The sequence below is a fragment of the Burkholderia theae genome, from assembly GCF_048565265.1.
Lineage (GTDB): Bacteria > Pseudomonadota > Gammaproteobacteria > Burkholderiales > Burkholderiaceae > Burkholderia > Burkholderia theae.
On sequence record NZ_CP183463.1, the window covers coordinates 1,242,325 to 1,264,544 of the forward strand.

A 22,220-nucleotide genomic window follows, 5' to 3' on the forward strand; every position below is an offset into this window, starting at 1 on the left:
CGTGTGCCGCGGGTTCGGCCACTTGGAGACGTCCGGCATCGTCGTTTGGATCGCCAACAATCACTGAGCAAGGAATGTAAGCCGGCTTCTGACATTTATTGACCGTCGGTCTGCTCAATCCGGGAGTAGGATTTGAGTCGCGGAAACGCGCGCCGCGCGTTTGTACGGATGGAATTCGTGAGGTCATTTTGATCGGTTAGAAGGAACCACCGGCATGAGAAGAATCGCATTGCTTTGGAAAGTTGTCAGGGGCGATCTGCGTGTTCTCGGATACGCACTGCGTCATCCCGACCGCCCAGGATGGTTGATGCCCGCTGTCGCTTTGGTCGCGTTGTACGCGATCGATCCTTTCAATTTCGCGGTCCCATTCGTCGGGATTGTGGACGACGGCGTGCTGGTTCCGATCGCGTTGCATTTGATGATCCGCTGTCTCCCGACCCAGCTGCAACATCTACGCCGCAGATGAGCTCCCGTCCGTCGGTCAATCGCATCGCGCGATTGCAAGGTTCCACCACAGCACGGATGTGGAGTCGGCTGCTGCTTGCGGCCGCCTTCGCAGTCGGCAGTCACGCAATATGCGCGGGCGAGCTGGTTTCCGTGAAGAGCCGGAATGAAACCCAGAACATCTACATCAATTCCCCATCGACCCCACCAGCATGGGTCATCGTGCTCTTCGCGGGAAGCGATGGCGTCGTTGCTCTTTCAGAAAATGGACCGACCAACGAACGGGGAAATTTCCTGGTGCGAACCGCACCTTACTGGGCGACCGTAGGTGATGCCGCGGTTGTTTTCGACGCGCCATCGGACCAGGCGAAAGGGATGGATGACGAATTCCGACTGAGCGGGGCGGCAAGTCAGGACGTTGTCGCCGTCGTTACGGAACTGAAAAAACGTTACCCGGCCGCCAAAGTTGCACTGGTTGGTACGAGCCGTGGAACGATTACGGTGGGTAACGTGCTGTTACGCAATCCCGACCTCGCGGATGCTTTCGTGCTCACTTCGCCGGTGTCGGTAGCAGTTCACGGCAAGCCGGGATTGTCTGATGTCGCCTGGCCGCGAAACAAGGCGCGTGTATTGGTGCTATCGAATGAACATGACGTTTGTGCCGCGTCGCCATTCTGGGCAGCCAAGCGTATGGCAGCTGACAACAATTTTGATTTCGTTGCTGTATCGAGCACCATGGGCGGAGGTAACAAGCACGCCGAATGTGGTGGGCAGGCTCCGCACGGGTACCTGGGAATCGAATCGACGGCGCTAGCCGCCATCAACGAATGGCTTAACGGGCGCAGTACCGAATCGCGGCCGTAGCGGCAGCGCAGTCCGGCATTCAAACACGATAGACGAGCGCTTGGGAAAGCGGTGGGAGTCTACCGGTGTACGGCACGCGGGTGGCGTGCGCCTCCTTAACCACGCACCGCATGGCAGCCCGCTCGGACGCGTCCAGCTGCAGTTTCCAGGTTCATGGCAACTGATCGCGCGCCAATGAAGTCGCCCAGCGTTTCGACCACCGATCCAACGGAAGGAGTAATTCAAACAAGCTCCTTCCCATGGACGTCGGCTGGTAGCCCTCGGCACCAAGCTCGACGAGTTGCGACTCGCGGAGCTCCTTGAGACGCGAGTTGAGGACGCCAGGAGAAACGGACTCACACTGACCTTGCAATTCTCGAAACGTGCATGGTCCGTGATGGCACAACTCCCACAATATTCTCATGGTCCAGTTGCGCCCAAGAAGATCGAACAGCGCCATAACGGGCTGGCCTGTGCGGGAGCCACGCACCGGATTGCCCGGGAGAGGTGTGTCGGCCACGTCTTTTGCTCCAAAGATGCTATCAAATCAGTAGCGCATGTCAGGAAAATTCGCTACATTCTCTTTGCTACGAAAAGAGTAGCACATGTCGAGGTCGTTGCTACTCCCGTCCCCAGCATCCGGTACCTGAACTCATGACCAAAGCGCGCGCCGTGCCCATGCCTAGCGACAGTGTGCTTGTGCCGCTCTACGCGGGTGCGGACCTGCTGGATGCTTTTGCAATTCGATTGCCGGCGGAAGCTAGCGACAATCTCGAGGTGCTGGCACGTACCGCGTTCGAGCACCAAGCGGGATGGATTCGTGCGCTCACGTATGTCCGCGATGTGGTGATGGCGACAGTCGGCGTCAAATCGTCTCGCGCCGTTGGTCTTGCCGGAGCGGCGCGCGGACCGGTTATCGGCTACTTGCCGGTGCTGTCAAGGAGCGCGACGGAGTTGATCGTTGGCGCGGATGACCGGCATCTGGACTTTCGCGTCACCATCCAACTGCTCGCCGATGCGGAAAATGGGCGCGAGCTGCTCGCGGGCACAGTGGTGCACTGCCATAACAGACTGGGACGTATCTATCTTGCGAGCATTGCGCCGTTTCATCGCGTTATTGTGCGGGCGAATCTGGAGCGAGCAGTAAGGGAAATGACGACTTGAGTACGCGTTGGCGGCAGGGCGGGAGGAAACATGACCGAGCACGATGCAGAACTCCACGGTTGCTGGCGGCTGATCTCTTTCAATGTCGAGCTTCAGGATTCAAACGAGCGCACTCAACCTTGGGGCGCAGACCCGAACGGGTACCTTATCTTCAGCACTGATGGGCGGATGATGGTCTTGGTTACCGCAAAGACGCGGGAGCCAGGAAACACGGATGAGAAGATGGTGGCACTCTTCCGTACCGTGATGGCCTATACAGGACGGTATCGGATAGATGACGACAGGTTCATTACAAAGATTGACTCGTCCTGGAATGAAGCCTGGAACGGCAGTGAGCAGGAACGCTTCTACAAGCTTGATGGAGAAACGCTTGAGGTCGGCACGGCCTGGATGCCGAATCCGTTAGTGTGCGGAAATCCAATCGGACGGGCTATTCTCAGCTTTAGGCGTGAGTAATTTTCGCGGCGCCGAGTTCGCAATCTTTGAGCCAGTAATGGACCACCGGGGAGGTATCCGGCGCAGTTCGACCATTATGAGCAATTCATGACTCGCGCCCGTATTGGTGCTTAAGTGCCAGCGTGACGCTCGGAGCTTGTTCTGCGATCTGCCTTGCCCGGTTGTTTTCATCGCTGTGCTTGCAGTACAGAAAAATGAGTATCCTGTCGCCCGTGCGGCCCCGACGAGTGGCGCACTCGAAGGCGTGAACCTCCCAATCATGGTGCCTTTGCACGGGCCAAACATCGGCGCCAGGCGGCGTGTTGCACCGTGCGGATTCGAGGCACCTGCGCGGGTGCGGCCCGTGCGATGATGCGCCCTGACTAACGTGAGAGATGGAATGACGACTACCTTCGACGAGGCGACAACGGCGGCGATCGCCGCGTTTGCCCAATTGGATTTCTACACGGCCGTGCAAGCGATGCGCGCCGAGGCCGATTACGACCACGAACGAGACCAATGGATCTCGCGCTATATCGACGAGCACGGCGGTGGCGCGGACGATGCAGCATACGATGCCTTGCACGCGCAGGCCCAGGCAACCCCGGAATACGCGCAGTTCATCGATGCGGTCCGCCAGGAAATCCTGGAATACTTCGGCGTGACCGACGATCAACTGGACGGGATGGTCCTGCTGCGCAATGACGACAGCGATGAGCTTTGGGCGGAAGTCAACCGGCAGCGGAGCGCGCTGGGAACCGGTGAAGTGCGCGGAGATCTTTGACCATTGCTTGCCATTGGGGTCTCAAGTCGTGCTGGATGCAACGGCTCGAGCGGCAGGAACGGGTCGTTAGCCGACAAACACCCTCGAAAATCCCCCAAGAGCCTCATTCTTTCCGCCCGCATCAACCACGCCGCTCCAGATACTCGCAAAGAAAATCAATAAACACGCGCACCTTCGCCGACAGGTTCAGCCGCTCCGGATAGACCGCATAGATATCCGACGGCGGTAACGACCAGTCCGCGAGCACTCTCGTCAGCGCGCCCGAATCGATGAACGGCTGCGCGTCCCACTCGGACCGCACCAGCACGCCGTGCCCGTCGATCGCCCAGCGCAGCGTCGCTTCGCCGTCGTTGCTGCTCATCACGCCATGCACCTTGACGAGTTCGTGGCGCTTGCCCTTCGTGAAGTGCCACGTGCCATACGCGGTGTCGTTCTCGCGCAGCACGATGCAGCGGTGGCCGCGCAGGTCGCCGGGCACCTTGGGGACGCCGTGCGCCTTCAGGTAGCCCGGCGCCGCGCAGACGAAGCGCCGGTTCGCCGCGAGCTTGCGTCCCACCACGCGCTGGTCGGGCAGTTCGCCGAACCGGATGCCCACGTCGTACGCGAGTTCGGCGAGGCTCATCGGGCGGTCGGTGAGCTCCAGCTGGATCTCGACCTCCGGATGGCGTTCGCGAAACGCGGACAGCGCGGGCACGATGTGGCGGCGCCCGAAGCCGAAGGTTGCGTTGACCTTCAGCAAGCCCTGCGGCTGGTTGCGGCTGCTCGACACCGTGCGCTCGAGTTCGTGCACCTGCTCCAGCAGCTTCGAGCCCGTCGCGAGATACACCTCGCCCTCGTTGGTCATCGCCAGCCGCCGCGTCGTGCGGTTCAGCAGCTTCACGCCGAGGCGCCGTTCGATCTGGTTGAGCCGCGCACTGACGGCGGGCGGCGTCACGCCGAGATCGCGCGCCAGCGCCGACAGGCTGCCGTGCGTGACGAGCCGCGCGAAGAACTCCAGGTCTGCGATCGGATCCATCTTAAAGTTTCATTTAATAATGGGTTAAGCCACGACGCATTTTAAGGCGTCACCCTCCAAATTACACTTGCCGAAACGTCCGGACCAGGGCGTTTTCGCAAGAAAACCGGAGGAACGATGGGACAGACGCTTTACCGGAAGATCGTGGCGAGCCACACGGTGTTCCCGGTCGACGAGCAGCATGTCGTGCTCTACGCCGACCTGCACATCATGAACGAGTACACGAGCCCGCAGGCGTTCGCGGGGCTCGCGGAAAAGAACCTGCCGGTGCGCTGTCCGGAAAAGCAGATGGGCATCGTCGATCATGTGATCCCGACGCATCCGGTGCCAGTCGACAAGCGCACGATCGTGATCGACGCGGCGGCCAGCCAGGCGGCCAATTTCACGCGCAACTGCCGCAAGCACGGCATTCACCTGTTCGACGTGCAGGACACCGAGCAGGGCATCGAGCATGTGGTCGCGCCCGAGATCGGCCTGATCCGGCCCGGCATGGTCGTGCTGTGCGGCGACAGCCACACGACGACCTACGGTGCGCTGGGTGCGCTCGGCTTCGGCATCGGCACGTCGGAAGTCGAGCATGTGCTCGCCACGCAGACGCTGGTGTACCGCGTCGCACGCGACATGCGCATCCGCGTCGACGGCGCGCTGCCCGCCGGCACCACGTCGAAGGATCTCGTTCTCTACATCATCTCGAAGATCGGCGCGCAGGGTGCGCGCGGTTTCGTCGTCGAGTACGACGGGCCGGCGATCGCCGCGCTGAGCGCCGAAGCGCGCATGACCCTGTGCAACATGACGGTGGAAGCCGGTGCGCGCGGTGCGCTCATCGCGCCCGACGAGACGACGGTCGCGTATGTGCGCGACCGGATCCGCGATCTGCCCGCCGATCAAATTGCGGAGGCTGCCGCGCAGTGGACGCAACTGAAATCCGACGCCGATGCTCGGTTCGACATCACGCATCGCTTCGATGCGGCGGACGTCGCACCGTTCGTGACCTGGGGCACGAGCCCCGACCAGGCGATCGCGATTACCGCGCGTATTCCGACGCTGTCGGCCGAGCCGCTCGAACGCGACAACGCACGCAAGGCGCTCGACTACATGGGGCTCGATGCGGGGCAGGCGATCGATGGCCTGGCGGTCGATCACGTGTTCATCGGCTCGTGCACGAATGCGCGCATCGAGGATTTGCGCGTCGTCGCGGACGTCGTGCGTGGCCGCACGGTCGCGCCGTCGGTGCGCGCGATGGTCGTGCCGGGGTCGATCGCGGTGCGCGAGCAGGCCGAACGCGAAGGCATCGCGGGCACGCTGATCGACGCGGGCTTCGAATGGCGCCAGCCCGGCTGCTCGATGTGCCTCGCGATGAACGACGACATCCTGCAACCCGGCCAACGCTGCGCATCGACGACGAACCGCAATTTCGAAGGGCGTCAGGGCCGCGGCGCCCGCACCCACCTGATGAGTCCGGCGATGGCCGCCGCCGCCGCGCTGGCCGGACGCATCGTCGACGTACGCAAGGAGTTCGACCATGCCTGAGCACGCATTCGTCACCGGCATCGCCGCGCCGCTGCCGCTGAACAATCTCGATACCGACCAGATCATGCCGAAGCAGTTTCTGTTCGGCATCGACAAGTCGGGGCTCGCGCGCGGCGTGATGTATGACCTCCGCCACGACGGCGCGGGTGTGCCGCGGCCGGATTTCGTGCTGAATCGCCCCGAGTATCAAGGTGCGCGCATCCTCGTTGCGGGCGCCAATTTCGGTTGCGGCTCCAGCCGCGAACACGCGGTATGGGGCTTGCAGCAGGCGGGCTTCGACGCGGTGATCGCGCCGAGCTTCGGCGAGATCTTCTACTTCAACGCGCTGAACAACCGGCTGTTGCTGGTGATGCTCGATCCCGCCGTCGTGTCGACGCTCGTCGAACAGGCCGGCAACCCGGCGACGAGCACGCTGACGATCGATGTGCTGCGCCAGGTCGTCACGACGGTGGACGGAAGCGAATACCCGTTCGATCTGCCCGAGCGGCAGAAGCGCATGTTCGTCGAGGGGCTGGACATGATCGGCATGACGCTCGCCGACAGCAACGCGATCGATGCGTTCGAGGCGCGCCATTACGCGGCGCATCGGTGGATGAAGATCGATCTGCCGAAGCAGCAGCGCGCAGTGTGACAGAGGCGCCTGAGAGCGCCCGCAGCACGGGGCCGGACGCGTGCCACGCGGTTCCGGCCGGCCCTGCCGAAGTGCGATCGGAATACAAAACTGGAGACATGAAATGGAAGCTTCCCCCGTGCAGACGAGCGTGCCGCCGCACACGCGACTATCGTCGCTGTTCAACCTGAAGATTGGCGGGATGCCGCTGCCGATGTTTGTCGCGCTCGCGCTCGTCACGATCCTGGCGGCCATCACCAAACGGCTGCCGAACGACATGATCGGCGGCTGCGCGGTGCTGATGCTGTCCGGGCTGCTGCTCGGCGAGATCGGCCGCCGGATTCCGGTGTTCCGCCATATCGGCGGCCCCGCGATTCTGTGCCTGTTCGTGCCGTCGGCGCTGCTCGGTTACCGGCTGATGGACGATGCGACGCTGAAGGCGATCACGGTGACGATGAAGACGGCCAATCTTCAGTACCTCTACATTGCGTGCCTGGTCGCCGGGAGCATGCTCGGGATGAACCGGAAGATCCTGATTCAGGGTTTCCTCAAGATGTTCGTACCGTTGCTCGTCGGCACCGTGGCCGCGATCGCGGCGGGGATCGCCGTCGGCCTCGCGTTCGGCTACGATCCGCAGCACACGTTCTTCTATATCGTGATGCCGATCCTCGGCGGCGGTATCGGCGAAGGCATCCTGCCGCTGTCGATCGGTTATTCGGAGATCACCGGTGCCGCGCAAGGGCATCTGATCGCGATGATGGTGCCGGCCGCGCTGATCGGCAACGTCGTCGCGATCCTCGCGAGCGGCCTGCTGAAGCGCTTCGGCGAAAAGCATCGCGCGTACAGCGGCGACGGCCTGCTGGTGAAGACCGGCGAGGACCGCGAATTGCTCGCCGCGCAAAAGGCCGAGGCCGAGCTGGACCTGCGGCTGATGGGGTTCGGCCTGCTGCTCGCGTGCACGCTGTTCATCCTCGGCGGGCTGCTGGCGCCGCTCACCGGCATTCCGGGCCCGGTGCTGATGATCGTCGCGGCGGCATTGCTGAAGGTGTGCCGCGCGATTCCCGAGTCGATGGAAATTGGCGCGTACCAGATGTACAAGTTCATGTCGACGAACCTGACGTTCGCGATCCTCGTCGGGCTCGGCACGTTGTTCGTGTCGTGGGACAAGCTCGTCGGCGCATTCTCGCCCGGGTACTTCGTGATCTGCGCGTCGATCGTGGTCGCGATGGTCGTGTCGGGCTTTTTCGTCGGCGCCGCGCTGAAGATGTATCCGGTGGAATCCGCGATCATCACCGCGTGCCATAGCGGGCTGGGTGGCACCGGCGACGTGGCGATCCTGTCGTCGTCGAACCGGATGGGGCTGATGCCGTTCGCGCAGATCTCGACGCGCATCGGCGGCGCCGCGATGGTTGTGTTCGCGACGATCATGATGAAGTGGCTGCATTGAAGCCGGCAGCCGTGCGATCTGCGTTATCCGCCCGTCACCGGCGGGAAAAACGCCACCTCGCTGTCCTCCCGCACGACGAACCCGCCCGTCACCATCTCGAGATTGACGGCCGCGCGCACGGGCCGGTCCGTCCGCAGCGCTTCGGCGCTGCGCGCGTCGCGTGCGGCCAACGTGCTGCGCAGCGCGTCGACGGTGAGTTCCCGCGCGTCGATCTCGACGACTTCCTCGTCGAGATCGAGTTGTTCGCGAATGCTTGCAAAGTATTTGATCGTCAGTTTCATCGCGGTGTCTGGAACAAGATCGACGGAATCGGAATCGGAAAACGCGCAACGGGCGCGGTCAGCCCCAGCGCCGCATGGCCTGATCGTCGTGCGTCTTCGCCTCGACCCAGCCGGATTCGCCGTCGTGGCGGATCTCCTTCTTCCAGAACGGCGCGTGGGTCTTCAGGAAGTCCATCAGGAATTCGCAGGCATCGAACGCGGACGTGCGATGCGCGGCGGCCACCACCACCAGCACGACCGCCTGGCCGAGCGGAATGCGCCCGACACGGTGCACGATCTTGACCGCTTCGAGCCGCCAGCGCGCGTTGGCTTCCTCGACGATGCTCCACAGGGCCTGTTCGGTCATCGTCGGGTAGTGCTCGATCTCGAGCGCGACGACGTCGTCGACGTCGCCTTCGTTGCGCACGACGCCGAGGAAATTCACGACCGCGCCGACATTCGGATTGCGAACGATCGGCGCGAGCTCGGCGCCCGCATCGATCGGCACGTACTGCACGCGCACTTCGAAGCCGGCGGCAATCGCCGGCGGCGGCTCGGTGTGCGGGGCGGCCGGGTCGGCCGGATGCGGGTGGCCGCCGGCGCGCAGCGGATCGTCCGGCAGCCCGGCGCGGGATTCGGTGAAGGTCGTCATGACAGGTTCTCCTGTAGGCGATGCGTCGTGCGGCGCGCGGCGGCCCGTCAGCCGCCGACGAGCGACATGCGCACGGTCGGATAGGTCTTGCCCGGCGCGCGGGCCGGCCGTGCGGCCCGGCGCTCGGAATAACGATCGTCGCGCTGCGTCCAGCGCTCGCGCACCGCGGCGGCGAGCGTGTCGACCGATGCCGCGTCGTCGAGCCACGGCCGCAGGTCGATGCCTTGCGTCGCGAACAGGCACGTATAGAGTTGGCCGTCCGCCGACACGCGTGCGCGCGAGCAGGTGCCGCAGAATGGATGCGACACGCTCGCGATGAAGCCGACCTCGCCCGCGCCGTCGAGGTGCCGGCAACGTATGGCGGTCGCGTCGTGCCCCGGTTCGCCGACGAGTACGAGCGGATAGTGTTCGTCGATCAGCGCGCGCATCCGCGCGGCCGGCACGACCTTGTCGCCGGACCAGAAGCTCGCGCCGCCGACGTCCATGTATTCGATGAAGCGCACGGCCACGCCCGTATGCCGGAAGTGCCGCACGAGCGGCAGGATCTGATCGTCGTTCGCGCCACGCTCGATCACCGCGTTGACCTTGACCGGCGCGAGCCCGGCTGCCTGCGCGGCTTCGATGCCGGCCAGCACGCGCGACACGGGCACGTCGGCGTCGCTCATCCGGCGGAACACCGCGTCGTCGAGCGCATCGAGGCTCACGGTCACGCGCGACAGGCCCGCGTCGTGCAGCGTGCGCGCCTTCGCGGCGAGCAGCGAGCCGTTGGTCGTCAGCGCGATTTCGACGGGTTTGCCGTCGACGGTCGTCAACGCGGCAAGCCGTTCGATCAGCGCTTCGAGGTTGCGGCGCAGCAGTGGTTCGCCGCCCGTGATGCGGATTTTCTCGACCCCGAGCGACGTGAACGCGCGTGCGATCTTTTCCAGTTGCGCGAACGACAGCCGCTCGGACGACGGCATGAACGCATAACCCGCGCCGAAACTTTCGCGCGGCATGCAGTAGCCGCAGCGGAAGTTGCATTGATCGATCACGGACAGGCGCAGGTCGCGCAGCGGGCGGCCGAGCGTGTCGGACGTGCGGGGGAAGGCGCCGGGCGATGCGTCGCCGGATGAGGCGGCGGCGTCCGGCGCGGCGGAAACGATGGCATTCACGATCGGTTCGTCGGCCTGCATGAAGTAAGCGGAGGGGCGTCGCCGATCGGCCGTGCGGGTGCCGACGTGTCGGCGCACAGGTCGTGACGGGCCTCATCGTGAGGATAGTCCGCGGGACTTTTCCGGCAGGGACACAATCGCGCCCGAATTGCAGGAATACAGTTCGCCGTGCGGCATGCGCGGCGAAGGCGTCGCAGCGGGCGGGTGTCCGGCGTCGCGCTCATGCGAGCCAGTGCGCGAATTCGTAATACGGAACCGCGTCGCCGCGCGCGATGCGCTGCCCGGCCGGCAGCCGGGCGAGCCCGCTCGCCAGCACGAGCGACTGCAGCGTGCCGGCGCCTTGCTGCCGCAACGTGTCGAGTACGGGCACGCCGCCGGGGCCGACGGCACAGCGCACGCGCACGAAACGCTCGCGCTGCGCATCCGGCTCGAAGTCGATGTCGATCGGCAGCGACGGCACGATCGGCACGCGCGCTTCACGCCCCTGCAGGCAACGGATCAGCGGCGCGACGAACAGCGCGAACGCCGTCATCGCGGCGCCCGGATTGCCGGGTAGCAGCACTACCGGCCGCGCGTCGAGCCGCGCGAGCGCGACTGGCTTGCCGGGTTTCATGCGCACGCCGGCGACGACGAACGACGCACCGAGCGCGGCCAGCGCGGGGCGCAGCAGATCCTTGTCGCCGACCGATGCGCCGCCGACGCAGATCACCAGGTCGCAGCACGCGTGCAGATCGCGCAGCGCACGATCGACGGCGCTTGCCGTGTCGGCCGCATGCAGGCGCATCGCGACGCTCGCGCCGGTGCCCGCTACCAGCGCGGCGAGCATCGGCGCATTGCTGTTGTAGATCTGCTGCGGCGCACGCGGCTGGCCGCACGCGACGAGCTCGTCGCCGGTCGTCAGGATGCCTACGCGCAGCGCCGGGCGCACGTCGATGCGCGCGAACCCTTGCGCGGCGGCCACACCGACGTGCATCGCACCCAGTCGCACGCCGGCCGGTATGAGCAGGTCGCCGGCGCGCACTTCCTCGCCCCGGCGGCGGATGTGCGAGCCGCTGCGCTGCGGTGCGTCGAACGCGACCCAGCCGTCCTGTTCACGTGCGTGCTCCTGCATCACGACGGTGTCCGCGCCGGGCGGAATCATGCTGCCGGTGAAGATGCGCGCGGCCGTGCGTGCGGCCAGCGGCGCCGGTAGGTCGCCCGCATAACAGCGCTGCGCGACGTGCAGCGGCTCGCCGTGCGCGAGGTCCGCGTGACGCACGGCGTAGCCGTCCATCGCGCTCTGGTCGGCCGGCGGCTGGTCGAGCACGGCGGACAGCGGCGTGGCCAGCACGTGGCCGGCCGCGTCCTCGACCGGTACGGAGACGACCGCGTCGAGCGGCGCGAACGCGCCGGCGAAATGCTGCTGCGCGGTATCGAAATCGATCAGTTGTTTCATGAAGTGAGGGCCGGATGCGTTTGCGCGAGCGCCGGTTGGTCGGGATGAGCGGCGTCGGGTGATACGTATTCGACGAAGCCGTCGTTGCGGCAGAAGCCGAGCAGCCGCACGCCGGCTTCGCGGGCGACGCCGATCGCGAGCGACGTCGGCGCCGAGATCGTCGCGATCATCGGGATGCCGACCCGCGCGGCCTTGCGCACCAGTTCGTAGCTTGCGCGGCTCGACAGGAACACGAAGCCCGCGTGCAGGTCGGCGCGGCGCCGTGCGAGCGCGCCGATCAGCTTGTCGAGCGCGTTGTGGCGGCCGACGTCCTCGAACACGTCGAGTACGGCGCCGTCGCGGTCGCACCAGGCGGCCGCGTGAATGCCGCCCGTCTCGCGCATCAGCGTCTGGCGGGCCGGCAACGCGCGTGCGGCGCGTGCGATCGCGTCGGCGCCGATGCCGGCAGTCGCGCCGGCTGCAGCGATGCGCGGCGGGTGCAGGTCAAGCTGCGCGATGCTTTCGATTCCGCATACGCCGCAGCCGGTGCGCCCGGCCAGTGCGCGCCGGTGCGCCTTCAGCGCCATGAATGCCTGCTGCGACACGGTGAGCCGCACTTCGGCGCTACCGGGCCGGCATTCGCTGTCGATGTCGAATATGTCCGACGCGCGCTCGACGATGCCTTCGCTCAGCGCGAAGCCGAGACCGAACACGTCGAGGTCGATCGGCGTCGCCATCATCACCGTGTGCGAGATGCCGTTGAACACGAGTGCAACCGGCGTTTCGTCGACGACGCGATCGACGGTGTCGCGCGCTTCGCCGGCACGATGACGCGTGACATCGCACGCGGTGCTGCCGGTCGGATCGTCTCGGTGGGTCATGCGGTTTTCTCCAGGGGGGGCGGGCGGATGCCGAGGGGCACGCCGCTGCCGCGATCAGGCGTTGCATAACATGTTAAGCGTGGTGAACCGCGCGCCGGATGCACAGCGGCGCAACGCGGAAAGCAGTACAGCTTGCGGCGCTCGGCACCGGTTGTGCCGTTTCCGTGCACACATCTTTGCCGGGACGGAAAGCACAGTTTCAGGACGCGTTCGCGCGATTGCGAGTATCGTGGCAATCGCGATATCGTCATTCACGCTTCGATGCCATGCGAGTGACCGTTTGTGTTCGCATGTGTTGTCGCCAAGCCGTCGCGCGATTTCCTGCTTCGGGCGGACGTTCTCACAACCACGAGCAAATTACGGTCATGGAAATCTTCGATGCGTTCCATCTCGCACGATTGCAATTCGCGTTCACGGTGTCGTTCCACATCGTGTTTCCCGCGATCAGCATCGGCATGGCGAGCTTCCTGGCGGTGCTGGAATGGCGCTATCTCGTCACCGGCGATGCCGCCTACAAATCCATGTTCCAGTTCTGGTCGAAGATCTTCGCGATCGGCTTCGGGATGGGCGTGGTGTCCGGCGTCGTGATGGCGTACGAGTTCGGCACGAACTGGGCCGGCTTCTCGCGCGTCGCGGGCAACATCACGGGCCCGCTGCTCACGTATGAAGTGTTGACCGCGTTCTTCCTCGAAGCCGGTTTCCTCGGCGTGATGCTGTTCGGCTGGCAACGCGTCAGCCCGCGCGCGCACTTCTTCGCGACGCTGATGGTTGCCGTCGGCACGCTGATCTCGACGTTCTGGATCCTCGCGTCGAACAGCTTCATGCAGACGCCGCAGGGCTACAAGATCGAGAACGGCCTCGTCGTGCCGGTCGACTGGTTCAAGATCATCTTCAACCCGTCGTTCCCGTTCCGTCTCGCGCACATGACGATCGCGGCGTTCATCGTCGCGGGCTTCATCGTCGCCGCATGCGGCGCGTGGCATCTGCTGAAGGGGCGCCGCGACGAGCCGGTGAAGCGCAGCTTCTCGATGGCGCTGTGGATGCTGCTGCTGCTCGCGCCGGTCCAGATCTTCGTCGGCGATGCGCACGGGTTGAACACGCGCGAATACCAGCCGGCGAAGATCGCGGCGATCGAGGGGCTGTGGGAGACCGAGAAGGGCGGCACCGCGCTGAACCTCGTCGGGCTGCCCGACATGCAGGCCGAAACCACGCGTTATGCGATCCAGGTGCCGCATCTCGGCAGCCTGATCCTCACGCACAGCTGGGATGGCGAGATTCGCGGGCTGAAGGAATTCCCGCCGCAGGACCGCCCGTATTCGCCGATCATCTTCTGGACCTTCCGGATCATGGCCGGCCTCGGGATGCTGATGCTGCTCACCGCGCTGCTCGGGCTGCTGCTGAGAAAGGGCGGGCGCCTGTATGAAGCGCGCTGGTTCCAGTGGTTCGTGGTGGGCATGGGGCCGTCGGGCATCGTCGCGCTGCTGGCCGGCTGGATCACGACCGAGGTCGGGCGGCAGCCGTGGACCGTGTACGGCGTGCTGCGCACCATCGATTCGGTCGCGCCGCTCAGCGCGCAGCAGGTCGGCGTGTCGCTGCTGATTTTCGTGGTCGTGTATTTCCTGGTATTCGGATCGGGCATCTACTACATGATGAAACTGATGAGGCGCGGGCCGGCCGCACAGGCCGGGTACATCGAGCTCCACCGGCATCCGGGGCTGCGCAACCGCGCGCTGTCCACGTCGCTGGATACCACGGAGGCGGAGTAATCATGCAAATCGATCTTCCTGTCGTGTGGGCCGCGATCATCGGCCTCGGCGTGTTCATCTACGTGATGCTGGACGGCTTCGATCTCGGCATCGGCCTGCTGTTTCCGTTCTTCGACGCGAAGGCCGAGCGCCAGGTGATGCTCGACACCGTCGCGCCGGTGTGGGACGGCAACGAGACGTTCCTGGTGCTCGGCGGCGCGGGTCTCTATGGCGCGTTCCCGGTCGTGTATTCGACGCTGCTGCCCGCGAATTACCTGCCGCTGGTGCTGATGCTGGTCGGGCTGATCTTTCGCGGTGCGGCGTTCGAACTGCGCGCGAAGGCGACCCGCACGCAACACATGTGGGATCTCGCGTTCATCGGCGGCTCCGCGCTCGCGGCGTTCTGCCAGGGCATCGTGCTCGGTTCGCTGCTGCAGGGCATCCGCATCGAGAACAACCAGTTCGCGGGCGGGCCGTTCGACTGGTTGTCGCCGTTCAGCCTGCTGTGCGGGATCGGCGTGCTCGTCACGTATGCGACGCTCGGCTGCGGCTGGCTGATCCTGAAGGTCGACGGCGAACTGCAACGCAAGATGCGGCAGCTGATGAAGCCGCTCACGGGCGTGCTGCTCGCCGTGATGGCCGTCGTGAGCCTGTGGACCGTGATCGGGCTGCCGGCCGTCGCGCACCGCTGGTTCGGCAGCGGCAACCTCGGCTGGTTCCTGCCGGTGCCGATCCTCGTCGTCGCGTGCGTGTGGGGCATCTTCCGCACGGTGAAGCGCGAGCACGAGGCCACGCCGTTCCTGCTGACGCTCGCGCTCGTGTTCCTCGGCTACACGGGGCTCGTGATCAGCATCTGGCCGAACATCGTGCCGCCGTCGCTGACGATCTGGGACGCATCGTCGAGCCATTCGAGCCAGCTGTTCGCGCTGGTCGGCACCGTGATCGTGCTGCCGATCATCCTCGTGTACAACGCGATGCAGTACCGCGTGTTTCGCGGCAAGGTGCGCGAGGGCGATATCGGTTATCACTGAACGGCGCGATGTGACGGGCGCGGCGTGAGCGGGCGTATCATCACGCGCAGCGCGGCGCCCGGCACGGCATCCACCCGAAAGCGGCCCGCCACGCGCGGGCCGTTGCGCATCGGGCGGGTCGCGCAGCGTTATTTCCTGGCCGTCGAGAAAACACCATGATCGTCCGACCGCGACAAAACTGGCTCAGGATGCTGTTCGTCTGGAACGGCTCCGTGCTGCAATCGATCATTCCGCAACTCGTGTTCATGGCGATCGTCAGCACGCTGGCGGTCTTCACGAACGGGCGCATCTTCGGCGAGAAGATTCCGCTCAACACCGCGCCGTTTACGCTGTTCGGGCTCGCGCTAGCGATCTTCCTCGCGTTTCGCAACAACGCGAGCTTCGAGCGCTTCAAGGAGGCGCGGCATCTGTGGGGCAACCTGCTGATCGCGGCGCGCACGGTGACGTCGCAACTGAATCGCTACCTGCCCGACAGCGTCGATGATGCCGAGCGCAACCGCCTCGCCGACCTGCTGATCGCATTCACCTATGCGCTGAAGCATCAGTTGCGCCATACCGATCCGGCGCAAGACCTGCAACGGATTCTCGGCGCGGAGCGCACCGGTGCGCTCGCGCGCAAATGCTTCAAGCCCGTCGCGATCCTCGACGAGCTGCGCGGCGGCATCGTCCGCGCGCTGGGACGCGCGCCCGGCAGCGACACGACCTGCTGGATGTTCGACACGCAGCTCGACGAACTGGGCAAGGCGGTGGGTGGTTGCGAGCGCATCCTGTCGACGCCGATCCCGTTCTCGTACAGCGTGCTGCTGCATCGTACCGTGTATGCGTACTGCGTGCTGCTGCCGTTCGGCCTCGTCGATTCGACGGAGTTCTTCACGCCGCTGATCTGCGTGTTCATCTCGTACACGCTGATCGCGCTCGAAGCGATCGCGAACGAGGTCGCCGAGCCGTTCGGCCTTGCGCCGAATGCACTCGCGCTCGATGCGATGGCGCGGACGATCGAGCGGTCGGTGCTCGAACTGGGCGACCGCCCGATGCCGGAGGAATTCGTGCCGGCGTCGACGTACCAGATCACGTGAGCGGGCGCGCGAAACGGGCCAGCAAGCGGGCCGCGTCGGGCGCTAGAATGGCGCTTGCCTGTTCTCCGGACCTGACGCGATGACCCTCGTCGACACGTATCTCGCCGGCCTGCGCGCCGCGCTGCCCGACGCCGACAATGCGTCGCTCGCCGTCGCCACGGGTGCGACGCCGGCGCAGGTCGATGCGCTGCGCGCGGCGTATCCGCAGTGCCCGGCCAGCCTGCTCGAACTGCTCGGCAAGCTCGACGGCACTTACTGGCGCGATTACGGCGGCACGACGATCAACGTGCTCGTGCTGGGCTCCGACGTCTACGAATACCCTTATTACCTGCTGTCCGCCGCGCAGATGCTCGAAGAAGGCGCGAAGTACCGCGACAGCATCGCGGACATCTACGGCGACGATGCGAACGACGACGGCGAACTCGTCGATTCGCGCATCGACATCGCGCTGCCGATGAGCCGGCGCCTGTGCTTCTCGCATTGCATGAACAACGGCGGCACGTCGCAGCTCTACATCGATTTCGAGCCGGCACCGGGCGGCAAGGTCGGGCAGGTCGTGCGCTTCCTGCACGATCCCGACAGCTACGCGGTGATCGCCGATGACTTCGACGGCTACCTGCGCGAGCTGATCGACGGCGGTTATGCGTTTGTCATCGATTTCGACGAAGAATAGCGAAGGGCGGGGCGGTTGCCCCATTTCGACCATTCAGCGCGACCGGGCGGACGACGTTCGCCGGTTGCCGATTCAGGAGCGTGCACGATGCGAATCTACGTGACGAACGTGTTCGTCGACGACCAGGACAAGGCGTTGGCGTTCTATACCGACACGCTCGGGTTCCAGCTCAAGTACAACGTGCCGGTCGGCGAATTTCGCTGGCTGACCGTCGTGTCGAAGGATCAGCCCGACGGCACGCAGTTGCTGCTCGAACCGAGCAATCATCGCGCGGTGGGGCCGTACAAGCAGGCGCTGTACGAGGACGGGATACCCGCCGCGTCGTTCCAGGTCGACGACCTCGACGCCGAGCTCGTGCGGCTGAAGGCGCTCGGCGTTCACTTCACGCTGGAACCGACGGACGCGGGGCCCGTGCGTGTCGCCGTGATCGACGATACGTGCGGGAACCTGATTCAGCTGATGCAGATGAAGTAACGCGTCGCACGGACCGTTCAGGGCGCCGCTACCGGCGGTGCGTTATGCATCCAGCTGCGCTCCTGCATGCGGCTCTGGATCCGCCACCCGCATTCGGTCCGCACCAGCAGGTCGCGATACCACAGCCCGACGAAGCACACGCGATCGTCGCCCGTTTCATCGGCCGAGACCATCATCACCTGGCCGGCCGTTCGCGCGGTCGCGGCGTCGCCGTCGACGATCAGCAGCGACGTCGAGATCGTGTGCTGCGTGCCGCGCATCGCCGACGTGACCTGTTGCAGATAAGCCGCGATCTCCGCGCGGTTGCCGACCGGGCCGCCGAACGCCGCGTAATCGAGCATCGCGTTGCTCGCGAAGAGCCGCTCGAATTCGCGCCAGTCGTGGCGGTCGACCGCGTGGCAGTAGCGTGTCAGCAGATCCTGGATCTCGATCCGGTCGATCGTTTCCTGTGGCGTCATGATGTTGCGGGTAAGTGTGGATGACGGGGAAACGATAGCGGGCGCACGCGGGGGCGGCATCGGCGGAGTGGACTAAGGGCCTGTCCGCAATCGGCGGTGGTCCGTTAGCGGTCGGGGGCTTCGGTGCGATAGGCGACGCTTGTGTAGACTCGTGCTCGTCCAACGGAGCAAACCCCATGCAACTTCTCGATCACGTGTCCATCGGCGTTCCGGATATCGAGCAGGCACGCCCCTTCTACGATGCCGTCATGGCTGCGCTTGGCGCGAACAAGGTCTATGACCGACCCACCGCGCTCGGCTACGGCGAACGTTGCAATGCCGACGACACCGCATCGACTTATCTGGCTGTCTATCTGGATCCTGCCGAAGTCGGGACGAGCAAGCGGCACTGGTGCTTCAAGGCCGTTTCCCGTGAGCAAGTGGGTGCATTTTTCGAGGCCGGCCTGTCCACCGGCGGCCAGTCCGACGGCGATCCCGGATTGAGGCCGCACTACCACGGCGACTACTACGCGGCCTTCCTCGTCGATCCTGCGGGAAACCGGATCGAGGCGGTGTGTCATGCCGCACCGCCCGCGCCGCTCACTCGAAATACGTGAGCCCCAGCGCGCCCTTCACCTCCGCGAGCGTCGCTCCCGCCACGTCCCGCGCGTGCATCGTGCCGCGCTTCAGGATCGCCATCACCTCGCCCTTGTCGGCCTCGAACTCGCGTCGCCGCGCGCGGATCGGCTCGATCAGCGCCTGCAGTCGCTCGTTCAGCACGCGCTTGACCACGCTGTCGCCGAGCCCGCCGCGCCGATAGTGCGCCTTCAGTTCGTCGACCTTCTGTACGTCCGGTTCGAACGCATCGAGGAACGTGAACACGACGTTGCCCTCTACCTGACCGGGGTCGCTCACGCGCAGGTGGTTCGGGTCCGTGTACATGTCCTTCACGGCCTGCGTGATCTCGTCCGGCGTCGAGCCGAGCGTGATCGCGTTGCCGAGCGACTTGCTCATCTTTGCCTTGCCGTCGATGCCCGGCAGCCGCGTGACCGATGACAGCACGGCCTCGCATTCGACCAGCACGGGCTGCTCGACGGTCGCGTTGAAGCGGCGCACGAGTTCGTTGGTCTGCTCGATCATCGGCAACTGGTCGTCGCCGACGGGCACATGCGTGGCCTTGAACGCGGTGATGTCGGCCGCCTGGCTCACCGGGTAGGTCAGGAAGCCGGCCGGGATGTCGCGCTCGAACCCGCGCAGGCGGATCTCTTCCTTGATGGTCGGATTGCGTTCGAGGCGCGCGACCGTGACGAGGTTGAGCAGGTATTGCGACAGCTCGGCGAGTTCGGGCACCTGCGACTGCACGACGATGGTCGAGATCGCGGGATCGATGCCGACGGCGAGATAGTCGAGCGCGACCTCGATCACGTTCTCGGTCACGCGCTGGCGGCGGCCCATGTTGTCGGTCAGCGCCTGCGTATCGGCGAGCAGCAGGAATTGCCGCGCCTCGTGCTGCATCTGCACGCGTGCGCGCAGCGAGCCGATGTAGTGGCCGAGGTGCAGCGGGCCGGTCGTGCGGTCGCCGGTGAGGATGGTCGGTCGGTTCGGATGGGTCATGGTGGTGGTTGGTTCCGGGTTGTCGAAGCCGCCAGCCATGATGTCAGCGCAGAAACGCGAATGCCGCCATCGCTGGCGGCATCACGTTTGGGACATGCAAAAGGAAACGGGCCGCCTGGGTCAGGCGCGCCACCAGCAATGCAGGTTCGGCAGGGCGGGTTTCGTTTTCATCGCGGCAGTATAGCGTATGGCGCGGCGTCGGGCCGGCCGAGCGCGTCAGCGGATCACCGATTCCATCGCGAGGTATGCGGTTTCGGCGGACGGCCACAGCAGGTACAGCAGGCCGGCCATCAGCAGCAGCGCGCTCGCGCGCACCAGCGGCGTGCGGTCCTTGTCGCGCGGGATGCGGACGGGTTGCTTGAATCTTTTCATGCTTGCAGGCGCGTCATGCGCCACTCCAACGGTTACTGCAACGGGTCGAGTGAAACGACGCCGGGGTGTTGCGGGGTTCAACGGGGGCGACCGCAGGGTTGGCCGGTCGCGGGGCATTAAAAAGGGGACGGTTGAACGTCCCGTCGCTGCCGTCCATGCCGAGGCGACGGGCATCCTACCAGTTCGGCGGTCCGGGCACAGTCAAGAATTGTCGGGGTGGGCGCGGCCGCGCTACCCATCTGCTCAAAACGCGCGTCGCTCGGCGCGTCGCCGCGCAACGCCAACGTCGGCGCCGACTGACTTCACAGACCCGTAGCACGGTTCGTCCCTGCAGCGGTCCTGCCGAAATTTCCGGCAAGGCCGTCGCGCATCCATTTCCCGGAGAACACCATGCGATATCCATTGCGGCACGCCGACCACGGCGCCCCGGCGCTGCGTCCATCCGAACCCGATCCGCACGCACCGGCGCCGCGGGCGGACATCGACGAGGGATGAGCCATGAGCAACGAAGCCCTCGACCCCCTGCTGCGGCAGTTCGCGGAGAAGCGATTGGGACGGCCTCTCGAGCCGGGCGAAGAACAGGCACTGCTGGAGCGGTTGCCGGGCAGGCACGGGAGCCCGCCGGCACCGGTCGCCGGCACGGCCGCGCAGGCGAGCGCCGCGAACCCGCCATTGCCGCGGTTGAAAACCCGGCAGGAGGCGCGCGAGCAGGTCAAGCATTTTCTGCAGCTCAACCAGCAGAAGGCATACGAGAAGATGCGCGGCATCCTGCAGACGATCGACGCGCAGAACGAGACGACCCTCGGCATGCTGGCGTCGGAACAGCAGAAAGTGTCCGGCGTACTCGACGCGCACGCGCCGCCGGGCGACGCGCAGGCATCCGGCGCGGCCGACCTCCAGGACAGCACCCGCGAGGCGCTGGTGTTGATCGGCGAACAGCTGACGGGCCTCATCCGGCAGGAAATCGACGCATGCTTCCGGCAATACGTCGATGCGTTCGCCGAACGGCTTGCCATACGTCTCGACGCGATAGACGACCGGCTGCAAAGCATCGGCGCCGGTCCGGCCGAACCATCTGAACCGACTGCGCCGACCGCGCCGGATGCTGTCGCCACCGCTGCCGTTCACGATACCTCGGGCCCAGCGTCCATGGAGTAGCACGCGGGTCATGCGGCCGAATGCGAAACCGGCCGGCCCCGATGTGCGACCTCTCAACTACGTGAACCAAGGAGCAACAAATGGCTGATACGTGTCAAGTGTGCCAGGTCAATCCCGCGATTACCGATGCGGTCACACAGGTCAACGTCAAGGTGGTCGCGGAAGCGCCGGCAATGGCGATGGGCTCGCTGTACCAGGCCCAGAGCCATTCGCTCAGCATCCTGTTCGAGAACGCGGTGCAGCAGCAGTCGCAGGCCGCGATCCAGTCGCAGACGTCGACGAACGTGGGGACGATGCAGCTCTATACGATCGGGCCGGAAAGCGCGGGGGCGGCCGCCACGGAAATCGGCTCGAGCGGGATCATCTCCCTGCTGGCCGACGTGATCGCGATCGGGAAGGCGATGCACACCTAAGGCGCCGTCGCAACGCCGTGGTCGAGCGGCGGCGCAAGCGGCACGAGCCGCCCATGCCGCCGCCGGGCCGCGAATCCGCAGCACGGCCGCCGGCACCTGAACAGCGGTGCCGCACGGTGTTCCGGAGCAACCGACAGGACGGACAGAGCCGATTCGATGCGGCGCCCGTTCGCAAACCAGGAGAAATACGATGGCAGATGACGCAAACGCAAACGCGAAGGACCCGAAAGACCCCTGCAACTGCAAGACGTGCGCGGTCAATGCCGCGATCACCGACGCGGTCACGCAGACCAACGTCAAGGTGGTGGGTGAAGCGCCCGCGATGGCGACGGGCTCGCTGTACCAGGCCCAGAGCCATTCGCTCAGCGTGCTGTTCGAGAACGCCGTGCAGCAGCAGTCGCAGTCCGCCGTGCAGCTGCCGACCTCGACGAACGTGGGCACGATGCAGCTCTACACGCTCGGGCCGGCGAGCGCCGGTGCCGCCGCGACAGAAATCGGCTCGAACGGCGTGCTTTCCGTGCTGGCTGACGTGCTCGCGCTCGGCAAGGCGCTTGCCTGACGCGTAACCCGGCGTCTACGCCGGGCGGCGGCCTCGAT

The 22,220-nt window shown here is 65.4% G+C and carries 27 protein-coding genes; 17 read left to right on the forward strand and 10 right to left on the reverse strand.

The window, feature by feature from the left end; genetic code table 11:
- Positions 1-214 precede the first annotated feature (214 nt).
- Complete coding sequence (locus tag ACN22W_RS38105) at positions 215-466, forward strand: YkvA family protein (RefSeq protein ID WP_419690220.1); 252 nt, start codon at positions 215-217, stop codon at positions 464-466.
- Positions 463-1,308, forward strand: a complete 846-nt coding sequence (locus ACN22W_RS38110; RefSeq protein WP_419690221.1) for a hypothetical protein — start codon at positions 463-465, stop codon at positions 1,306-1,308. The genes ACN22W_RS38105 and ACN22W_RS38110 overlap by 4 nt, the downstream gene beginning before the upstream one ends.
- A 151-nt stretch (positions 1,309-1,459) precedes the next feature.
- Here the strand turns inward: ACN22W_RS38110 and ACN22W_RS38115 are convergent, their stop codons facing one another.
- Entirely contained in the window at positions 1,460-1,747 is a 288-nt protein-coding gene (locus ACN22W_RS38115) for a helix-turn-helix domain-containing protein (protein WP_343494327.1), read from the reverse strand.
- Positions 1,748-1,941: 194 nt separating this feature from the next.
- Between ACN22W_RS38115 and ACN22W_RS38120 the strand changes: the two genes are divergently transcribed.
- The 3 genes from ACN22W_RS38120 to ACN22W_RS38130 all read left to right on the forward strand — a co-directional run bounded on the left by ACN22W_RS38120 (position 1,942) and on the right by ACN22W_RS38130 (position 3,670).
- The gene (locus ACN22W_RS38120; RefSeq protein ID WP_129517928.1) at positions 1,942-2,451 is read left to right on the forward strand and encodes a DUF2867 domain-containing protein; all 510 of its coding nucleotides are present in this window, start codon (positions 1,942-1,944) and stop codon (positions 2,449-2,451) included.
- Positions 2,452-2,481: 30 nt separating this feature from the next.
- On the forward strand, positions 2,482-2,907 hold the full coding sequence (locus ACN22W_RS38125; RefSeq protein ID WP_419690222.1) for a lipocalin-like domain-containing protein: 426 nt from the start codon (positions 2,482-2,484) through the stop codon (positions 2,905-2,907).
- 379 nt (positions 2,908-3,286) lie between these two features.
- On the forward strand, positions 3,287-3,670 hold the full coding sequence (locus tag ACN22W_RS38130; RefSeq protein ID WP_129517930.1) for an ATP-dependent protease: 384 nt from the start codon (positions 3,287-3,289) through the stop codon (positions 3,668-3,670).
- Positions 3,671-3,791: 121 nt separating this feature from the next.
- Here the strand turns inward: ACN22W_RS38130 and ACN22W_RS38135 are convergent, their stop codons facing one another.
- Entirely contained in the window at positions 3,792-4,685 is an 894-nt protein-coding gene (locus ACN22W_RS38135; protein WP_048249999.1) for a LysR family transcriptional regulator, read from the reverse strand.
- Positions 4,686-4,802: 117 nt separating this feature from the next.
- Here ACN22W_RS38135 and leuC point away from each other — a divergent pair, with 117 nt between their 5' ends.
- From leuC to ACN22W_RS38150, 3 genes are all read left to right on the forward strand, one after another.
- Positions 4,803-6,215: a 3-isopropylmalate dehydratase large subunit gene (gene leuC, locus ACN22W_RS38140; protein ID WP_419690223.1), complete on the forward strand. Its 1,413-nt coding sequence runs from the start codon at positions 4,803-4,805 to the stop codon at positions 6,213-6,215.
- Entirely contained in the window at positions 6,208-6,846 is a 639-nt protein-coding gene (gene leuD / locus ACN22W_RS38145) for a 3-isopropylmalate dehydratase small subunit (protein ID WP_419690224.1), read from the forward strand. The genes leuC and leuD overlap by 8 nt, the downstream gene beginning before the upstream one ends.
- A gap of 103 nt (positions 6,847-6,949) precedes the next feature.
- Positions 6,950-8,272, forward strand: a complete 1,323-nt coding sequence (locus tag ACN22W_RS38150) for a 2-hydroxycarboxylate transporter family protein (RefSeq protein ID WP_419690225.1) — start codon at positions 6,950-6,952, stop codon at positions 8,270-8,272.
- 23 nt (positions 8,273-8,295) lie between these two features.
- Here the strand turns inward: ACN22W_RS38150 and moaD are convergent, their stop codons facing one another.
- The 5 genes from moaD to fdhD form a co-directional block, all read right to left on the reverse strand.
- Entirely contained in the window at positions 8,296-8,553 is a 258-nt protein-coding gene (gene moaD, locus ACN22W_RS38155; RefSeq protein ID WP_193102899.1) for a molybdopterin converting factor subunit 1, read from the reverse strand.
- Positions 8,554-8,611: 58 nt separating this feature from the next.
- On the reverse strand, positions 8,612-9,184 hold the full coding sequence (locus tag ACN22W_RS38160) for a molybdenum cofactor biosynthesis protein MoaE (RefSeq protein ID WP_419690226.1): 573 nt from the start codon (positions 9,182-9,184) through the stop codon (positions 8,612-8,614).
- A 47-nt stretch (positions 9,185-9,231) separates the two neighbouring features.
- The gene (gene moaA / locus ACN22W_RS38165; protein ID WP_419690227.1) at positions 9,232-10,356 is read right to left on the reverse strand and encodes a GTP 3',8-cyclase MoaA; all 1,125 of its coding nucleotides are present in this window, start codon (positions 10,354-10,356) and stop codon (positions 9,232-9,234) included.
- A 199-nt stretch (positions 10,357-10,555) separates the two neighbouring features.
- Positions 10,556-11,770, reverse strand: a complete 1,215-nt coding sequence (gene glp / locus ACN22W_RS38170; protein WP_419690228.1) for a gephyrin-like molybdotransferase Glp — start codon at positions 11,768-11,770, stop codon at positions 10,556-10,558.
- Positions 11,767-12,630, reverse strand: a complete 864-nt coding sequence (gene fdhD, locus ACN22W_RS38175; RefSeq protein WP_419690229.1) for a formate dehydrogenase accessory sulfurtransferase FdhD — start codon at positions 12,628-12,630, stop codon at positions 11,767-11,769. Before fdhD ends, glp begins: the two co-directional genes overlap by 4 nt.
- A 365-nt stretch (positions 12,631-12,995) precedes the next feature.
- On the opposite strand from fdhD, the gene ACN22W_RS38180 reads away from it, so the two are divergent.
- From ACN22W_RS38180 to ACN22W_RS38200, 5 genes are all read left to right on the forward strand, one after another.
- Positions 12,996-14,396: a cytochrome ubiquinol oxidase subunit I gene (locus tag ACN22W_RS38180; RefSeq protein WP_193102894.1), complete on the forward strand. Its 1,401-nt coding sequence runs from the start codon at positions 12,996-12,998 to the stop codon at positions 14,394-14,396.
- Between the two features lie 2 nt (positions 14,397-14,398).
- Positions 14,399-15,406, forward strand: coding sequence for a cytochrome d ubiquinol oxidase subunit II (cydB, locus tag ACN22W_RS38185; protein WP_419690230.1), 1,008 nt, complete (start codon positions 14,399-14,401; stop codon positions 15,404-15,406).
- 155 nt (positions 15,407-15,561) lie between these two features.
- Positions 15,562-16,482: a bestrophin family protein gene (locus ACN22W_RS38190; RefSeq protein ID WP_419690231.1), complete on the forward strand. Its 921-nt coding sequence runs from the start codon at positions 15,562-15,564 to the stop codon at positions 16,480-16,482.
- A 79-nt stretch (positions 16,483-16,561) separates the two neighbouring features.
- On the forward strand, positions 16,562-17,155 hold the full coding sequence (locus ACN22W_RS38195) for an SMI1/KNR4 family protein (protein ID WP_419690232.1): 594 nt from the start codon (positions 16,562-16,564) through the stop codon (positions 17,153-17,155).
- Between the two features lie 87 nt (positions 17,156-17,242).
- Positions 17,243-17,629, forward strand: a complete 387-nt coding sequence (locus ACN22W_RS38200; protein ID WP_419690233.1) for a VOC family protein — start codon at positions 17,243-17,245, stop codon at positions 17,627-17,629.
- A 17-nt stretch (positions 17,630-17,646) separates the two neighbouring features.
- Here ACN22W_RS38200 and ACN22W_RS38205 read toward each other — a convergent pair whose 3' ends face one another.
- Positions 17,647-18,087 (reverse strand): nuclear transport factor 2 family protein, encoded by a 441-nt coding sequence (locus ACN22W_RS38205; RefSeq protein WP_419690234.1) that lies wholly within the window; start codon positions 18,085-18,087, stop codon positions 17,647-17,649.
- 176 nt (positions 18,088-18,263) lie between these two features.
- Between ACN22W_RS38205 and ACN22W_RS38210 the strand changes: the two genes are divergently transcribed.
- Complete coding sequence (locus ACN22W_RS38210) at positions 18,264-18,683, forward strand: VOC family protein (protein ID WP_419690235.1); 420 nt, start codon at positions 18,264-18,266, stop codon at positions 18,681-18,683.
- Here ACN22W_RS38210 and trpS read toward each other — a convergent pair.
- The gene (gene trpS, locus ACN22W_RS38215; protein ID WP_419690236.1) at positions 18,667-19,680 is read right to left on the reverse strand and encodes a tryptophan--tRNA ligase; all 1,014 of its coding nucleotides are present in this window, start codon (positions 19,678-19,680) and stop codon (positions 18,667-18,669) included. The two genes, ACN22W_RS38210 and trpS, sit on opposite strands and share 17 nt — an antisense overlap.
- Positions 19,681-19,896: 216 nt before the next feature.
- Positions 19,897-20,052 (reverse strand): hypothetical protein, encoded by a 156-nt coding sequence (locus tag ACN22W_RS38220; RefSeq protein WP_164992155.1) that lies wholly within the window; start codon positions 20,050-20,052, stop codon positions 19,897-19,899.
- A gap of 498 nt (positions 20,053-20,550) precedes the next feature.
- Here ACN22W_RS38220 and ACN22W_RS38225 point away from each other — a divergent pair, with 498 nt between their 5' ends.
- The 3 genes from ACN22W_RS38225 (at position 20,551) to ACN22W_RS38235 (ending at position 22,182) form a co-directional block, all read left to right on the forward strand.
- Positions 20,551-21,210: a hypothetical protein gene (locus ACN22W_RS38225; RefSeq protein WP_419690237.1), complete on the forward strand. Its 660-nt coding sequence runs from the start codon at positions 20,551-20,553 to the stop codon at positions 21,208-21,210.
- Between the two features lie 80 nt (positions 21,211-21,290).
- Positions 21,291-21,623, forward strand: coding sequence for a RebB family R body protein (locus ACN22W_RS38230; RefSeq protein ID WP_129517950.1), 333 nt, complete (start codon positions 21,291-21,293; stop codon positions 21,621-21,623).
- Positions 21,624-21,813: 190 nt separating this feature from the next.
- Positions 21,814-22,182 (forward strand): RebB family R body protein, encoded by a 369-nt coding sequence (locus ACN22W_RS38235; RefSeq protein ID WP_193102888.1) that lies wholly within the window; start codon positions 21,814-21,816, stop codon positions 22,180-22,182.
- The last annotated feature ends 38 nt before the right edge of the window (positions 22,183-22,220 follow it).

What these genes read in the sequence shown, in the direction of transcription:
- ACN22W_RS38105 (WP_419690220.1), top strand. Translation starts at nt 215, where the DNA reads ATGAGAAGAATCGCATTGCTTTGGAAAGTTGTCAGGGGCGATCTGCGT.
- ACN22W_RS38110 (WP_419690221.1), top strand. Translation starts at nt 463, where the DNA reads ATGAGCTCCCGTCCGTCGGTCAATCGCATCGCGCGATTGCAAGGTTCC.
- ACN22W_RS38115 (WP_343494327.1), bottom strand. Translation starts at nt 1,747, where the DNA reads ATGGCGCTGTTCGATCTTCTTGGGCGCAACTGGACCATGAGAATATTG.
- ACN22W_RS38120 (WP_129517928.1), top strand. Translation starts at nt 1,942, where the DNA reads ATGACCAAAGCGCGCGCCGTGCCCATGCCTAGCGACAGTGTGCTTGTG.
- ACN22W_RS38125 (WP_419690222.1), top strand. Translation starts at nt 2,482, where the DNA reads ATGACCGAGCACGATGCAGAACTCCACGGTTGCTGGCGGCTGATCTCT.
- ACN22W_RS38130 (WP_129517930.1), top strand. Translation starts at nt 3,287, where the DNA reads ATGACGACTACCTTCGACGAGGCGACAACGGCGGCGATCGCCGCGTTT.
- ACN22W_RS38135 (WP_048249999.1), bottom strand. Translation starts at nt 4,685, where the DNA reads ATGGATCCGATCGCAGACCTGGAGTTCTTCGCGCGGCTCGTCACGCAC.
- leuC (WP_419690223.1), top strand. Translation starts at nt 4,803, where the DNA reads ATGGGACAGACGCTTTACCGGAAGATCGTGGCGAGCCACACGGTGTTC.
- leuD (WP_419690224.1), top strand. Translation starts at nt 6,208, where the DNA reads ATGCCTGAGCACGCATTCGTCACCGGCATCGCCGCGCCGCTGCCGCTG.
- ACN22W_RS38150 (WP_419690225.1), top strand. Translation starts at nt 6,950, where the DNA reads ATGGAAGCTTCCCCCGTGCAGACGAGCGTGCCGCCGCACACGCGACTA.
- moaD (WP_193102899.1), bottom strand. Translation starts at nt 8,553, where the DNA reads ATGAAACTGACGATCAAATACTTTGCAAGCATTCGCGAACAACTCGAT.
- ACN22W_RS38160 (WP_419690226.1), bottom strand. Translation starts at nt 9,184, where the DNA reads ATGACGACCTTCACCGAATCCCGCGCCGGGCTGCCGGACGATCCGCTG.
- moaA (WP_419690227.1), bottom strand. Translation starts at nt 10,356, where the DNA reads ATGCAGGCCGACGAACCGATCGTGAATGCCATCGTTTCCGCCGCGCCG.
- glp (WP_419690228.1), bottom strand. Translation starts at nt 11,770, where the DNA reads ATGAAACAACTGATCGATTTCGATACCGCGCAGCAGCATTTCGCCGGC.
- fdhD (WP_419690229.1), bottom strand. Translation starts at nt 12,630, where the DNA reads ATGACCCACCGAGACGATCCGACCGGCAGCACCGCGTGCGATGTCACG.
- ACN22W_RS38180 (WP_193102894.1), top strand. Translation starts at nt 12,996, where the DNA reads ATGGAAATCTTCGATGCGTTCCATCTCGCACGATTGCAATTCGCGTTC.
- cydB (WP_419690230.1), top strand. Translation starts at nt 14,399, where the DNA reads ATGCAAATCGATCTTCCTGTCGTGTGGGCCGCGATCATCGGCCTCGGC.
- ACN22W_RS38190 (WP_419690231.1), top strand. Translation starts at nt 15,562, where the DNA reads ATGATCGTCCGACCGCGACAAAACTGGCTCAGGATGCTGTTCGTCTGG.
- ACN22W_RS38195 (WP_419690232.1), top strand. Translation starts at nt 16,562, where the DNA reads ATGACCCTCGTCGACACGTATCTCGCCGGCCTGCGCGCCGCGCTGCCC.
- ACN22W_RS38200 (WP_419690233.1), top strand. Translation starts at nt 17,243, where the DNA reads ATGCGAATCTACGTGACGAACGTGTTCGTCGACGACCAGGACAAGGCG.
- ACN22W_RS38205 (WP_419690234.1), bottom strand. Translation starts at nt 18,087, where the DNA reads ATGACGCCACAGGAAACGATCGACCGGATCGAGATCCAGGATCTGCTG.
- ACN22W_RS38210 (WP_419690235.1), top strand. Translation starts at nt 18,264, where the DNA reads ATGCAACTTCTCGATCACGTGTCCATCGGCGTTCCGGATATCGAGCAG.
- trpS (WP_419690236.1), bottom strand. Translation starts at nt 19,680, where the DNA reads ATGACCCATCCGAACCGACCGACCATCCTCACCGGCGACCGCACGACC.
- ACN22W_RS38220 (WP_164992155.1), bottom strand. Translation starts at nt 20,052, where the DNA reads ATGAAAAGATTCAAGCAACCCGTCCGCATCCCGCGCGACAAGGACCGC.
- ACN22W_RS38225 (WP_419690237.1), top strand. Translation starts at nt 20,551, where the DNA reads ATGAGCAACGAAGCCCTCGACCCCCTGCTGCGGCAGTTCGCGGAGAAG.
- ACN22W_RS38230 (WP_129517950.1), top strand. Translation starts at nt 21,291, where the DNA reads ATGGCTGATACGTGTCAAGTGTGCCAGGTCAATCCCGCGATTACCGAT.
- ACN22W_RS38235 (WP_193102888.1), top strand. Translation starts at nt 21,814, where the DNA reads ATGGCAGATGACGCAAACGCAAACGCGAAGGACCCGAAAGACCCCTGC.